This is a genomic window from Roseovarius tibetensis, from assembly GCF_050896375.1.
Lineage (GTDB): Bacteria > Pseudomonadota > Alphaproteobacteria > Rhodobacterales > Rhodobacteraceae > Roseovarius > Roseovarius tibetensis.
The window spans coordinates 112,997-125,949 of record NZ_JBPBBB010000002.1 but is presented as its reverse complement, the minus strand read 5'-3'; the positions used below and the strand labels follow the sequence as shown (position 1 = coordinate 125,949).

12 protein-coding genes are annotated in these 12,953 nt (G+C 66.1%); 4 read left to right on the top strand and 8 right to left on the bottom strand.

Annotation, left to right across the window (positions count from 1 at the left end):
* Window positions 1–4: 4 nt before the first annotated feature.
* The 3 genes from ACROSR_RS02475 to ACROSR_RS02465 all read right to left on the bottom strand — a co-directional run bounded on the left by ACROSR_RS02475 (window position 5) and on the right by ACROSR_RS02465 (window position 2,013).
* On the bottom strand, window positions 5–346 hold the full coding sequence (locus tag ACROSR_RS02475) for a carboxymuconolactone decarboxylase family protein (RefSeq protein ID WP_432682181.1): 342 nt from the start codon (window positions 344–346) through the stop codon (window positions 5–7).
* Between the two features lie 71 nt (window positions 347–417).
* Window positions 418–1,074 (bottom strand): DUF938 domain-containing protein, encoded by a 657-nt coding sequence (locus ACROSR_RS02470; RefSeq protein WP_432682180.1) that lies wholly within the window; start codon window positions 1,072–1,074, stop codon window positions 418–420.
* 3 nt (window positions 1,075–1,077) lie between these two features.
* Window positions 1,078–2,013: an aldo/keto reductase gene (locus ACROSR_RS02465; protein WP_432682179.1), complete on the bottom strand. Its 936-nt coding sequence runs from the start codon at window positions 2,011–2,013 to the stop codon at window positions 1,078–1,080.
* Window positions 2,014–2,299: 286 nt separating this feature from the next.
* Between ACROSR_RS02465 and ACROSR_RS02460 the strand changes: the two genes are divergently transcribed.
* The 3 genes from ACROSR_RS02460 to ACROSR_RS02450 are packed head-to-tail and all read left to right on the top strand — an operon-like array spanning window position 2,300 to window position 4,341.
* Window positions 2,300–2,962, top strand: a complete 663-nt coding sequence (locus ACROSR_RS02460; protein ID WP_432682178.1) for a phosphatidylserine decarboxylase — start codon at window positions 2,300–2,302, stop codon at window positions 2,960–2,962.
* A 47-nt stretch (window positions 2,963–3,009) separates the two neighbouring features.
* Window positions 3,010–3,708, top strand: coding sequence for a CDP-alcohol phosphatidyltransferase family protein (locus ACROSR_RS02455; protein WP_432682287.1), 699 nt, complete (start codon window positions 3,010–3,012; stop codon window positions 3,706–3,708).
* 12 nt (window positions 3,709–3,720) lie between these two features.
* Complete coding sequence (locus ACROSR_RS02450) at window positions 3,721–4,341, top strand: class I SAM-dependent methyltransferase (protein ID WP_432682177.1); 621 nt, start codon at window positions 3,721–3,723, stop codon at window positions 4,339–4,341.
* Between the two features lie 48 nt (window positions 4,342–4,389).
* Here the strand turns inward: ACROSR_RS02450 and ACROSR_RS02445 are convergent, their stop codons facing one another.
* The 4 genes from ACROSR_RS02445 to ACROSR_RS02430 are packed head-to-tail and all read right to left on the bottom strand — an operon-like array spanning window position 4,390 to window position 9,060.
* Window positions 4,390–5,463: a BMP family ABC transporter substrate-binding protein gene (locus ACROSR_RS02445; protein WP_432682176.1), complete on the bottom strand. Its 1,074-nt coding sequence runs from the start codon at window positions 5,461–5,463 to the stop codon at window positions 4,390–4,392.
* A 28-nt stretch (window positions 5,464–5,491) separates the two neighbouring features.
* Entirely contained in the window at window positions 5,492–6,412 is a 921-nt protein-coding gene (locus ACROSR_RS02440; RefSeq protein ID WP_432682175.1) for an ABC transporter permease, read from the bottom strand.
* On the bottom strand, window positions 6,412–7,494 hold the full coding sequence (locus ACROSR_RS02435; RefSeq protein WP_432682174.1) for an ABC transporter permease: 1,083 nt from the start codon (window positions 7,492–7,494) through the stop codon (window positions 6,412–6,414). Before ACROSR_RS02435 ends, ACROSR_RS02440 begins: the two co-directional genes overlap by 1 nt.
* Before the next feature lie 48 nt (window positions 7,495–7,542).
* A complete protein-coding gene (locus ACROSR_RS02430; protein WP_432682173.1) occupies window positions 7,543–9,060 on the bottom strand; it encodes an ABC transporter ATP-binding protein in 1,518 nt (505 codons plus the stop codon).
* 201 nt (window positions 9,061–9,261) lie between these two features.
* On the opposite strand from ACROSR_RS02430, the gene dnaE reads away from it, so the two are divergent.
* Window positions 9,262–12,762, top strand: a complete 3,501-nt coding sequence (gene dnaE, locus ACROSR_RS02425) for a DNA polymerase III subunit alpha (RefSeq protein ID WP_432682172.1) — start codon at window positions 9,262–9,264, stop codon at window positions 12,760–12,762.
* Here dnaE and ACROSR_RS02420 read toward each other — a convergent pair.
* Complete coding sequence (locus tag ACROSR_RS02420; RefSeq protein ID WP_432682171.1) at window positions 12,759–12,953, bottom strand: SlyX family protein; 195 nt, start codon at window positions 12,951–12,953, stop codon at window positions 12,759–12,761. The two genes, dnaE and ACROSR_RS02420, sit on opposite strands and share 4 nt — an antisense overlap.

The following is a 12,953-nucleotide window of genomic DNA, read 5'->3' as shown; positions in this document are numbered from 1 at the left end:
GCCGTCAGGCCTTTTCCGCCAATTCGTCGTAACAGGCGAGCGCCTTGGCGGCATACATCATCGCCGGCCCGCCCCCCATCTGGATCGACATCGCCAGAACGTCGCCGATCTCGTCACGCGTGGCGCCCGCGCGGATCAGCGTCTCGACATGCAGCGCGATGCAGGGCTCGCATTTCGTGGCGACCGCGATCCCGAGCGCGACGAATTCCTTGGTCTTGAAATCGAGCGTGCCCCCCTCTTTCACGGCCTTGCCGAGCCCGCCGAAAGCGCGTGCGGTGTCGGGAATAAGCGCGTTCAGGCGGCGCAGGTTCTGTCGGGTGGTGTCGTTGGTCTCGGACCAGCTCATGTCGGGGCCTTTCGGTTCTGGGGGTGTCCGGCGCAGAAAACACCGCGTGCCAGTCGGGGCCTTGATCCAGATCAGGTGGCGCGCCGCGCCGCGAGAAACACGTTGTTGGCAGGCATGGCGCGGGTCTGTGTCAGGTCGAGGCCGCTTTCAGTCAGCCAACCCTCGACGTCGGCCACGTCCTTGTAGCCAAGCGTGGCGTCCTCGGCGACGAGGCTGGCGTGAAACCGCGCGTCACCGTCCGAGGTCGCGCGCCCCGCACGCAGGAACGGGCCGTAGATGGCGAACACCCCGCCGGGGGCGAGGGCATTCGCAGCCTCGGCGATCACCACCCGTCCCTCGGGCGTGCTGACCAGGTGCAGCAGGTTGACCAGCACGATCAGCGCCTGATCGCCATGCTGTGCGCCCCAACCCGCCGCGGTCGCATCCAGCGGTATCGCGGGACGCAGGTTGGCAAGGTCTGCGGCGTCGGCATGGGCGTCGATGCTGGCCAGACGGTCGGCGTCGATCTCGGTGGGCTGCCAGTCCAGCCCCGGCATCGCGCGGGCGAAGGCAACGACGTGCTGTCCCGTGCCGCTGGCGATCTCCAGCGCGCGCCCGGTCTCGGGTGCAATCTCGCGCAGCGCCCCGGTGATCGCGTCGGCGTTGCGCGCGGCGGCGGGGGCGTGCATCCGCGCATCCGCGCCTTGATGCGCGACAGAGGCGCTCGGGGGCAGGGTGCGCCGTGACACGCCTCAGCCCTCTTCGGTACGATCGGTGGCCGGGGGCGGCGCGGGTGTCAGCGCCGAGAGGCGCTCGTAAAGCGCGTCATCCATCGGGAAATCAAGCGCGGCGAGCGAGGGCGCGATCTGCGGCGCAGATCGCCCCGAGATCAGCGGCACCGGCGCGGCAGGATGATGCGCGGCCCACGCGACGGCCAGCGTCGCGGGGTCGGTGCCAAGCTCTTGTGCGATCGCGACAAGCCCCTCGGCGGCGTCGGTCATCCAGTCCTGCCCGTAGCGGATCGCGTAGCGTTCGTTGCCGGTCAGGCGCCCGGTCTCGCCCCGCGCGTACTTGCCGGTCAGAAGGCCGCCGGCCAGCGGTGAATACCCTGCCACGACCATGCCTTCGGATGCGGCCATCGGCAGGATCTCGACCTCGGCCTGCCGTTTCACGAGGCTGTACATCGGTTGCAGGATCGAGACCTGCAGGTCAAAGCGTGCCGCGATGCAGTCGGCCTTCATCACCTGCCACGCGGCGAAATTCGACAGACCCACATGGCGGATCTGCCCGCGCGATTTCAGATCCGCGAAGGTCTCCATGGTTTCCTGCAAGGGCGTGTCGGGATCAAAGCGGTGCAGGTAGAGGATATCGACCTGATCCATTCCCAGCCGACGGCGCGACTCTTCGAACTGGGTCAGAATGGTGTCGCGCCCCGCGCCGCCGGAATAGCCGGCCTTGGTGGCGATCACCAATCGGTCGCGATGCTTGTCCGCAAAGCGGCCCAGCAGGGTTTCGGCAGCGCCGTCGGTGTAAAGATGCGCGGTGTCGAAATGTGTGATGCCCGCGTCGAGGCAGGCGTCGAACATCGCGCGCGACGCGGCTTCGTCCGCCGTGCCGCCGAATTGCATCGTGCCAAACGCGAAGCGACTGGCGGGGGTTCCATCGGGGGAGGTGATCTGAATGCTCATGCCGGCCACGGTGCCATGGCCGCGCGGCAAAGGGAACAGGGTGATGCCCAGCAAAGCGACTGCGCGGGATCAAGCGGGTGTGAGCGGTGTCGCGGATGCAGGGGGCACCCGGTCAATCGCCACCACCGCCCGACGACCTTTCCCACCTGCAAGAGGGTCACCCTGTCGCTGCCGCCACCGTCATCACCGCAGGCGCTGGATCCCGCCGAGATCGCGCTGTTACCTTGCATCTCGGGGTTCGGGGCCTTACGCGGTACCCATTCGCCCGATGCAGGAGCCGGACCGCATGAAGATGCACGAGACGTTTCTCAAGCCGATGCACCCAGAGGGGCGGCGCTTCGTGGCGATCTTCGCCGCTGTCACGTTGCTCCTCTTTCTGGTCGCGGACGAACTGGGGTGGATCGGGGTCGGCCTGACGGTCTGGTGCTACTATTTCTTTCGCGATCCCGAGCGCGTGACGCCCGCGCGTCCCGGCGTGATCGTCAGCCCAGCCGACGGGATCGTCTCGCTGATAGAGCCTGTTGCGCCGCCCGCGGAACTGGGGCTGCCCGACACGCCCCTGACCCGTGTCAGCGTGTTCATGAGTGTCTTCGACTGTCACGTCAACCGCGCGCCGGTGGCCGGCACGGTGCAGGCGGTCGCCTATCGCCCCGGAAAGTTCCTAAACGCGTCGCTGGACAAGGCGAGCGCGGATAACGAACGCAACGGCGTGGTGATCGAGATGGCGGATGGCCGTGTTCTGCCGGTGGTGCAGATCGCCGGGCTGGTGGCGCGGCGCATCGTATGCTTCGTGGAGCGCGGCAAGACGCTGTCACGCGGCGAACGCTTCGGGCTGATCCGCTTCGGCTCGCGTCTGGATGTCTACCTGCCCGAGGGGGTCGTCCCGCAGGTGCGTGTCGGCCAGACCATGATCGCAGGGGAAACCGTGCTGGCGGAGCTGGACAGGTGACACGACGGTCCCGCAAAGAGGTCACGCTGGCGCAACTCTTGCCCAACATGCTGACCGTTGCGGCGATCTGCGCGGGCGTGACGGCGATCCGCATGGGGGTGCAGGGCGATTACGTACGCGCGGTGCAGCTCTTGTTGGTCGCCGGTGTGCTTGACGGCCTCGACGGGCGTCTTGCGCGGCTTTTGCGCAGTTCCAGCGCCATGGGGGCCGAGCTCGACTCGTTGGCCGATTTCCTGAATTTCGGTGTCGCGGCCCCGCTGGTGATCTACTACTGGGGCCTGCAGGACATGCGCCACGCGGGCTGGATCGCGGTGCTGTTCTTTGCGGTATGCTGTGTCATGCGTCTTGCCCGGTTCAATGTCAGCGCCAAGGAAGAGGCTTCCAAGGGATCGGGGGCGTATTTCACCGGCCTGCCGGCCCCTGCGGGCGCGCTTATGGCGATGCTGCCGCTTTTCGTGGCGTTCGCCCTGCCGGACTGGCCGCAACTGCCCTCGTGGCTGGTCGGGCTTTACATGGCCGGTGTCGGCCTTCTGATGATATCACCTGTGCCGATCTGGTCCTTCAAGCAGACCCGCATTTCGCGCGAGAACGTCAAGTTCTTTCTGTTGGGCTTTGCCTGCGTGGCGGCGGCCGTGGTGCTTTTCACATGGGCCGCGCTGATCGTGATGTGCCTGGCCTACATGGCGGTCGCGATCTGGGCGGCTCTCGTCTGGTATCCCCGGACGCGATCCGAAGATCTGCAATGAACGAGGTAACCGATGGAGCTTGACGCAGTTTCGAATTCATACGCCCGATGGGCGCCGGTTTATGACGCGACCTTCGGCCGGATCACCCAGGCCGGGCGCCGCGCCGCGGTGCGCCATATCAATACCCGCGGGGGTGACGTGCTCGAAGTGGGTGTCGGCACCGGCCTGTCGCTGGAGGCGTATGATCGCGGGTTGCGCGTGACCGGCATGGATTACAGCGAGGACATGCTGCGCAAGGCGCGCGCACGGGTGGCCAAGCAGGGCCTTACCCATGTCGCCGGGCTGCGCCAGATGGATGCCCGCGCGCTCGATTTTCCCGATGACAGCTTCGATACGGTCGCGGCCATGCACGTGGTCTCGGTGGTCCCCGAGCCCGAGGTGGTGATGTCCGAGATCGCCCGCGTGCTGCGGCCGGGCGGGCAGGTGGTCATCACCAACCATTTCAGGCACGACCGCGGACTATGGGCCGGGTTGGCGCGGGCGGTCTCGCCGCTTGAGAACATGCTGGGCTGGCAGTCGGATTTCGAGATGCAAACCGTGCTGCAGGACCCGCGCCTGCAGATCGCCATCCGCCGCGACCTGCCGCCGATGGGGCTGATGACCTTTCTGGTTCTGGAAAAGCGCGCCCACTGACCCGGCCCCGCGCCGGGCGCGGGGCCGTTCAGCGGTCGGATCACAGTATCAGTTCGGGATCTGGCCGCTGATCCCCTCGACGTAGAAATCCATGCCCAGAAGCGTGTCGTCATCGGCTGTCTCGCCTTCGGCCAGCCACGCGCTGCCATCCTGACGGGCGATCGGACCCGTGAAGGGGTGATACTCGCCCTCGGCCATCGACGCCTCCAGCGCCTGCGCCTCGTCGCGCACATCCGCAGGAACCGCATCGGTGATCTCGCCGATCTCGACCATGCCCTCGGCGATGCCGTGCCAGATCTGCTGGCTTTCCCATGTGCCGTCCATCACCGCCTGAACGCGGTCGATGTAATAGGGTGCCCAGTTGTCGATGATCGAGCTGACGCGCGGCATCGGCGCATATTCGGCCATGTCCGAGGCCTGTCCGAAGGTGATCACGTCACCGGCCTTTTCCGCAGCCGCCTGCGGCGCGGTGGAATCGGTGTGCTGCAGGATCACGTCCGCGCCCTGTTCGATCAGGGCGGTGGCCGCGTCGGCCTCCTTGGCGGGGTCGAACCACGTGTAGGCCCAGATGATCTTGAACTCGACCTCCGGGTTGACCTTGCGCGCATGCAGGAACGCGGCATTGATGCCGCGAATGACCTCCGGGATCGGGAACGAGGCGATGTAGCCGATGGTATCGGTTTCGGTCATCCGCCCCGCGATATGGCCCTGCACCGCGCGCCCCTCGTAGAAACGGGCCGAGTAGGTCGAGACATTGGGCGCGGTCTTGTAACCGGTGGCGTGTTCGAATTTCACGTCCGGGAACTTTTCGGCCACCGCCAGCGTCGGCTCCATGAAGCCGAACGAGGTGGTAAAGATCAGGTCCGCCCCCTGCAGCGCCATCTGGCTTATCGCGCGCTCGGCATCCGCACCCTCGGGGACGCTTTCCTGGTAGACAGTCTCGACACGGTCGCCGAAATGCTCTTCGACGGCGAGGCGGGCCTTGTCATGCTCGTAGGTCCATCCGCCGTCGCCGATCGGGCCGACATAGATGAACCCGACCTTGGTTCGATCCTGTGCCGCCGCACCCGCGGCGAGGCCGAGGACGACCGCGGCAGAGGTAAGTAGCCGTGTGATTTTCATGCGAAAACTCCTTGTTTGCATGGCTGTTTCATTGCGAAGCGTGAAAGGTGCGGCCCAGAGAGGCTGGCGCGCGCGACTTGTCGCCTGACATGGTGACCAGAACCAAGATGGTGACGAGATAGGGCGACATGGACAGGTACTCGACCGGGATCGCGACACCGGCGGCCTGCAGGTTGAGCTGCAGCACGGTAACCCCGCCGAAAAGCCATGCCCCGAGCAGCACGCGGCCCGCCTTCCACGAGGCGAAGACCACCAGCGCCAGCGCGATCCAGCCGGCGCCCGATGTCATGCCCTCGGTCCATTGCGGCACACGCACGAGGCTGAGATACGCCCCGCCAAGCCCGGCGCAGGCGCCGCCGAACAGGATCGCCAACACCCGGATACGCACGACCTTGTACCCAAGCGCATGCGCGGCGTGATGATTTTCGCCCACCGCGCGCAGGACCAGCCCCGCATGGCTGTGCCGCAGCATCCACCAAATCAAAGCGGTCAGCGCGAGGCCGAGATACACCACCAGATCATGCGAAAAGAGCACCTGCCCAAGGAACGGGATATCGCCCAGCACCGGGATATCCATCCGCGGCGTTGCCGGCGGCTTGATCCCGACATACCCCTGCCCCAGAAGCGCCGACAGACCCAGGCCGAACAGCGTCAGCGCCAGACCGCTGGCCACCTGGTTGGCCAGTGCGAACTGCGTGAGCAGCGCGAAAAGAAGCGACAGGGCGGCCCCGCCAGCCGCCGCCGCCGCGAACCCCACCAGCGGAGAGCCGGAATTGACCGCCACGGCAAAGCCGCAGATCGCCCCGGTGATCATCATGCCCTCGACCCCAAGGTTCAGCACGCCCGCGCGCTCGACCACCAGCTCGCCCAGTGCGGCCAGCAGGATCGGGGTCGCCGCCACCATCAGCGAGGCGAGCAGCAGTGCCGGGCTGATCGATCCCATGTCCATCAGGCGGCCTCTCGTTTTGCATGGCGGATGCGGTAATTGGTCAAGACATCCAGCGCCAGCAGGAAAAACAGCAGCATACCCTGAAACACCTGGATCGCGGCCGCCGGCAGGCCAAGCGACGATTGCGCGATTTCACCGCCGATATAGGTCAGCGCCATCAAAAGCCCGGCCAGCAGGATCCCCACCGGATGCAAGCGGCCCAGGAATGCCACGATGATCGCGGTGAACCCGTATCCCACGTTGAAATCTATGGTCACCTGCCCGGCGGGCCCCGACACTTCGAACATGCCCGCCAGCCCGGCCAGCGCCCCCGCCCCGCCCAGACAGACCAGGACCAGCCGCGCGGTGCGCACGCCGGCAAACCGCGCGGCGCGCGGCGCCTGCCCTGTCAGCCGGATGTGATAGCCCAGGCTGTGCCGGGTCAGCAGCACATAGGCAAGGATCACCGCGATGAACGCCGCGACCACCCCCCAATGCATGCCGCTCCCGGCGATCAGATCGGCGTTATGCGCGCTTTCATAGTCCCGCAGGTTGCGCGATCCGGGAAAGCCGCGCCCCTCGGGATTCTTCATCAGCCCAAGCGCCATCGCGGCCAGCAACTGTTCGGCCACGTAGACCAGCATCAGCGACACGAGGATCTCGTTGGTGCCAAAGCGCAGCTTCAGTACTGCCGGGATCATCGCCCAGATCCACCCGCCAAGCGCCCCCGCCAGCACCATCAGCGGGAAGATCAGCACGCTCTCGACCGGATAAAAGGCCAGTGCCACGCCCGCGCCGCCAAGCGCGCCCATGATGTACTGCCCCTCGGCCCCGATATTCCAGATCCCCGCCCGGAACCCGAGGCTGAGCCCGATGGCGATCAGCACCAGCGGCGCGCCCTTGATCAGCAGCTGCGGGCGGTAGTAATAGGCGAATTCCCCGAACAGCGGTTGCCAGAAGATCGTGGCGATCGCGGTGATCGGGTCCTTGCCGAGTGCCGCGAAAAGCGCCCCCCCGGCCAGCATGGTGATCACCACCGCCAGAAGGGGTGTCGCATAGGTCCAGACCGCCGAGGGCTGCGCCCGCAGTTCCAGCGTCAGCATGGCGCGCGCCCGTGCTTCTTCTTGGAAAAAATACCCGAATCCGACCGCTCAGGCATGCGCGGCCTCCGGTCCGTGGACGCCACCCATCATCAATCCGATCTCCTCGACCCCGAGGCCCTGTGCGGGCCGGATATCCGACAGGCGCCCGGCGTTGAGTGCGCCGAAACGGTCGGAGATTTCCATCAGTTCGTCCAGATCCTGGCTGATGCACAGGATCGCAGCACCATTCGTCGCCAAGTCCAGCAGCGCCTGTCGGATCGCGGCGGCGGCGGCGGCATCGACCCCCCATGTGGGCTGGTTGACGACCAGAACCGCGGGGCGCTGCAAAACCTCGCGGCCGATCACGAATTTTTGCAGGTTGCCCCCCGACAACGCGCGCGCGGCCACGTCCGGGCCGGGGGTGCGCACGTCGAACCGGGTGATGATCGCCCGCGCGAAATCGCGCGCCGCCCCCCACCGGATGAAGCCGTGCGACAGCAGCCCCTCGCGCTGAGCGCCGGTCATCAGGGCGTTTTCCGTCAGGCTCATCTCGGGGGCCGCCGCATGGCCCAGCCGTTGCTCGGGCGCGGTCAGCAGGCCCAGCCGGCGCCTTTCATTGGGGCCCAGCCGACCGATTGCCACACCGTTCATCCGGATCGTACCTGTGGTGCCCACGGTTTCGCCGGCAAGCGCCGACAGCAATTCGTCCTGTCCGCTGCCGGCCACGCCGCCTATACCCAGGATTTCGCCCTGCCGCACGGACAGGTTGATATCCTTGAGCGACGTGCCGAAGGCCGAGGGCGCGCGCATCGACAGCCCCGTGACCTCTAGCGCCAGATCACCCGGCGCGCGTGCCACGTGTTCAGGTGCGGCGAAGGAGGCGCCGACCATCATCTCGCCCATCTCGCGCGCCGAGGTCTCGCGCGGCACGCAGGTGGCCACGTTACGCCCCCGGCGCAGGATGGTTGCGCGGTCGCACAGGCTGCGGATCTCTTCCAGCTTGTGCGAGATGTAAAGGATCGCGACGCCTTCGGCGGTCAGCTGGCGCAGGGTGTGAAACAGGATCTCGACCTCCTGCGGGGTCAGGACGCTGGTCGGTTCGTCCATGATCAGCAGGCGCGGATCTTGCAACAGGCAGCGGATGATCTCGACCCGCTGACGCTCGCCCGCCGACAGGTCGCCGACGATCCGGTCCGGGTCGAGCGGCAGCCCGTAGGTCCGCGACACCTCGCGGATCCGCGCCGAAAGGTCGCGCAGCCGGGGCGGTTCCGCCATGCCGAGCGCCACGTTCTCGGCCACGCTCATCGCCTCGAAAAGCGAGAAATGCTGAAACACCATCGCCACGCCGGCCTTGCGCGCCGCGTTCGGATCGGCCGGGGCATAGGGCACCCCGTGCAGGTACATCCTGCCGCTATCGGGTTTCACGAGGCCGTAGATCATCTTGACCAGCGTCGATTTGCCCGCGCCGTTCTCGCCGAGGATCGCATGCACCTCTCCGTCGTGGATATCCAACGACACCGCGTCATTCGCGACGACCCCCGGATAGCCCTTGGTCAGGCTGGCAATACTGATAAGCGGCGAAGTCACGCGGTCGGGCCCCGGCTGCTGGCGGCATATGGGGCCGTCAGTAACGCAGCGTTGGTGTCAACGGCAATGGCCCAGTGCGGATTTGCGTGTCGCCGGGCACGCGATGCCGCCGGATTTGCGCGGGTTTTCATCAACGATCCGCCCCGCGGCGCGGTCAGGGACGGCTTTCGTTCCCCGCGGGCCGGGGCTAATGTCGATGCCATGACAAGCAATCCCCGATTCATCCATCTGCGCGTGCATACCGAATATTCCCTGCTCGACGGGGCGGTGCGGCTGAAGAAGCTGCCGGGCCTGTGCGCGGATTTCGACATGCCCGCCGTGGCCGTCACCGACACCAACAACATGTTCGCAGCCCTCGAATTTTCCGTCACCGCGCACGGGGCCGGAGTGCAGCCGATCATGGGCTGTCAGATGGATCTGGAATACCTGACGCCCGCCCCCGGAGAGCGCGCCAAGCCACCCGCGCCGGTGGTACTGTTCGCGCAAAACGAGGCCGGTTACCAGAACCTGATGAAGCTCAACTCGTGTCTTTACCTGCGCGGCGACGGGCAACTCGCGCATGTCACGGCCGACGAGTTGCAGCAGCATGCAGACGGGCTGATCTGCCTCACTGGCGGGCCTGACGGACCCGTGGGGCGGCTCTTGCAGGGCGGGCAGCGCCCGGCGGCCGAGACGCTTATGCGGCGGCTGGCGGGCGCGTTCGGCGACAGGCTTTACGTCGAATTGCAGCGCCACCCCGGCGACGGCGGCCCCCCCGAGGCCGAGCGTCAGACAGAGCGCGGGTTTGTCGAGATGGCCTATGCGATGGACCTGCCGCTGGTGGCCACCAACGACGTCCATTTCCCGAAATCCGAGATGTACGAGGCGCATGACGCGCTTCTTTGCGTGGCCGACGGCGCCTATGTCGATCAAAGCGAGCCGCGCCGCCGCCTGACCCCGCAGCACTATTTCAAGAGCCAGGACGAGATGGCGGCGCTGTTTGCCGACCTGCCCGAGGCGCTGGAGAACACTGTCGAGATCGCGAGGCGTTGCGCGTTCGGGGCCTATCGGCGCGACCCGATCCTGCCGCGCTTTGCCGATGACGAGGTCGACGAGCTGCGCCGCCAGGCGCAGGAAGGTTTGCACAAACGGCTGGCGGTCATCCCCCATGCCGCCTCGGTCGAGGAGTACGAAAAACGCCTCGACTTCGAGCTGGGCATCATCGAGGGCATGGGATTTCCCGGCTACTTCCTGATCGTGGCCGATTTCATCAAATGGGCCAAGGATCACGACATCCCGGTCGGGCCGGGCCGTGGCTCGGGCGCGGGCAGCCTCGTGGCCTATGCGCTGACCATCACCGATCTCGATCCGCTGCGCTACAACCTGCTGTTCGAGCGGTTCCTGAACCCCGAGCGGGTCAGCATGCCCGATTTCGACATCGATTTCTGCATGGATCGCCGCGAGGAGGTGATCCAGTATGTCCAGCAAAAATACGGCCGCGACAAGGTCGGCCAGATCATCACCTTCGGTGCTCTGTTGTCCAAGGCGGCGGTGCGCGATATCGGGCGCGTGCTGCAGATGCCTTACGGGCAGGTGGACCGGCTGTCGAAGATGATCCCGGTCGAGGGCGTCAAACCCGTCAGCATCGAACAGGCCCTCAAAGACGAGCCGCGCCTGAAACAAGAGGCCGAGAAGGAAGAGGTCGTGGACCGGCTGCTGACCTATGGCCAGCAGGTTGAAGGGTTGCTCAGGAACGCCTCGACCCACGCCGCAGGCGTGGTGATCGGCGACCGCCCGCTGGACGCCCTTGTGCCGCTTTACCAGGATCCGCGCGCCGACATGCCGGCGACGCAGTTCAACATGAAATGGGTCGAACAGGCGGGGCTGGTGAAATTCGACTTTCTCGGGCTGAAAACCCTGACCGTGATCCAGAACGCGATCGAACAGATCCACGCCGAGGGGCGCGACCTGCACACAGCACAGGGCGGCAGCACGATCTACACGCCCAATCCGGGCGCCGAGAACGATATCGGACAGATCCCGCTGGATGACCCGGCGACCTACGCGCTGTATTCCCGCGCCCGGACCGTCGCCGTGTTCCAGGTGGAAAGCTCTGGCATGATGGATGCGCTCAAGCGGATGAAGCCCACCTGCATCGAGGATATCGTGGCGCTTGTGGCCCTTTACCGGCCCGGCCCGATGGAGAACATCCCGAAATATTGCGAGGTCAAGAACGGCCTCAGCGCGCGCGATAACCTGCACCCGTCGGTCGATCACATCCTGGACGAGACCCAGGGCATCATCGTCTATCAGGAACAGGTGATGCAGATCGCGCAGGAAATGGCGGGCTATTCGCTTGGGCAGGCCGACCTGTTGCGCCGTGCCATGGGCAAGAAGATCCAGGCGGCGATGGATGCCGAACGCCCCAAGTTCCTCGAAGGGGCCGGCAAGAACGGTGTCGACACCGACAAGGCGATCGAGGTCTGGAACCTGCTGGACAAGTTCGCCAATTACGGCTTCAACAAGTCGCATGCCGCCGCCTATGCCGTGGTCAGCTACCAGACCGCGTGGCTGAAAACGAACCACCCGGTAGAGTTCATGGCCGGGGTGATGAATTGCGACATCCATCTCACCGACAAGCTGGCTGTCTATTTCCAGGAGGTGAAGAAGGGTCTCGGCCTGCCATGGGCGGGGCCGTGCGTGAATCGGTCCGAGGCGATGTTCACCGTGCGGCAGGGGCGGCTGCACTACGCGCTCGGCGCGCTCAAGAACGTCGGCGTCGAGGCGATGAAGCTGATCGTCGAAGGCCGCGCCGACCGGCCCTTCGCCACGCTCTACGACATGGCGCGGCGCGTCGATCTCAAGCGGATCGGCAAGCGGCCGCTGGAAATGCTGGCGCGTGCCGGGGCCTTCGACGAACTTGACCGCAACCGCCGCCGCGTTTTTGAGAGCCTCGAGGCGCTGACGAACTACTCGGCCGCCATTCACGAGCAGAAGCACTCCAGCCAGGTTTCGCTGTTCGGCGAGGCGGGCGATGACCTGCCCGAGCCGCGGCTGGTGCCGGTCGAGGATTGGCTGCCCGCCGAACGCCTGACCGAGGAATTCCGCGCCGTGGGCTTCTACCTGTCGGGCCATCCGCTGGACGATTACATGACCGTGCTCAAGCGGCAGGAGGTCAAGACGCTGGACGAGGTGACGGCGCGGGTCGAGCACGGGCCGGCGCTGGTCAAGATGGCCGGCGTCGTGGCCGGCCGGCAAGAGCGCAAGTCGGCGCGCGGCAACCGCTTTGCCTTCGCGCAGTTGTCCGACACCACCGGCGGCTACGAGGTGACGATCTTTTCCGACGTGCTGGAGAAATCCCGAGAGTTCCTGGAAACCGGCGCGCAGGTCGTCATCACCGCCGAGGCGACGCTGGAAAGCGACCAGTTGAAACTGCTGTGCCGCGCGGTGCAACCCATCGACGGGATGGTCGCGAATGCCGGGGCCGTCGGCCTGCGCATCTTCGTGGATCAGCCGGGGGTGATCGGATCGGTCGCCACGGTGCTGGAAGGGGCCGCAAGGACGGCGCGCGCGGGTGCGCCGGGACCGATCCATTTCCGGGTGATGGGCGACGGGCTGCCCGGCGAGGTCGAGATCGACAGCGGCGTCGAATACCCCGTCACCCCGCAAATCAAGGGCGCGATCAAAAGCCTGAGCGGCGTGATGATGGTCGAGGAGATCTAGTAATGCGGCGGCGGCGTGTCAGCCAGCACCACGCTGCCCCCGTCATCCTCCTGTCGCGCCGCTTCGCGCTCCAGCAGCATCTGCACACGGGCGCGCAGCCAGTCGATCTCGCGGTCCTGCCGCGCGATCACGTCGGACAGGTCATCAACGGCGCGCATCAGGTGGGCCAGCTTTTCCTCGATATCGCTCAT

Coding starts and splice junctions, on each gene's coding strand:
- ACROSR_RS02475 (WP_432682181.1), bottom strand. CDS start 346: ATGAGCTGGTCCGAGACCAACGACACCACCCGACAGAACCTGCGCCGC.
- ACROSR_RS02465 (WP_432682179.1), bottom strand. CDS start 2,013: ATGAGCATTCAGATCACCTCCCCCGATGGAACCCCCGCCAGTCGCTTC.
- ACROSR_RS02460 (WP_432682178.1), top strand. CDS start 2,300: ATGAAGATGCACGAGACGTTTCTCAAGCCGATGCACCCAGAGGGGCGG.
- ACROSR_RS02455 (WP_432682287.1), top strand. CDS start 3,010: ATGCTGACCGTTGCGGCGATCTGCGCGGGCGTGACGGCGATCCGCATG.
- ACROSR_RS02450 (WP_432682177.1), top strand. CDS start 3,721: ATGGAGCTTGACGCAGTTTCGAATTCATACGCCCGATGGGCGCCGGTT.
- ACROSR_RS02445 (WP_432682176.1), bottom strand. CDS start 5,463: ATGAAAATCACACGGCTACTTACCTCTGCCGCGGTCGTCCTCGGCCTC.
- ACROSR_RS02440 (WP_432682175.1), bottom strand. CDS start 6,412: ATGGACATGGGATCGATCAGCCCGGCACTGCTGCTCGCCTCGCTGATG.
- ACROSR_RS02435 (WP_432682174.1), bottom strand. CDS start 7,494: ATGCTGACGCTGGAACTGCGGGCGCAGCCCTCGGCGGTCTGGACCTAT.
- dnaE (WP_432682172.1), top strand. CDS start 9,262: ATGACAAGCAATCCCCGATTCATCCATCTGCGCGTGCATACCGAATAT.
- ACROSR_RS02420 (WP_432682171.1), bottom strand. CDS start 12,953: ATGAGCGATATCGAGGAAAAGCTGGCCCACCTGATGCGCGCCGTTGAT.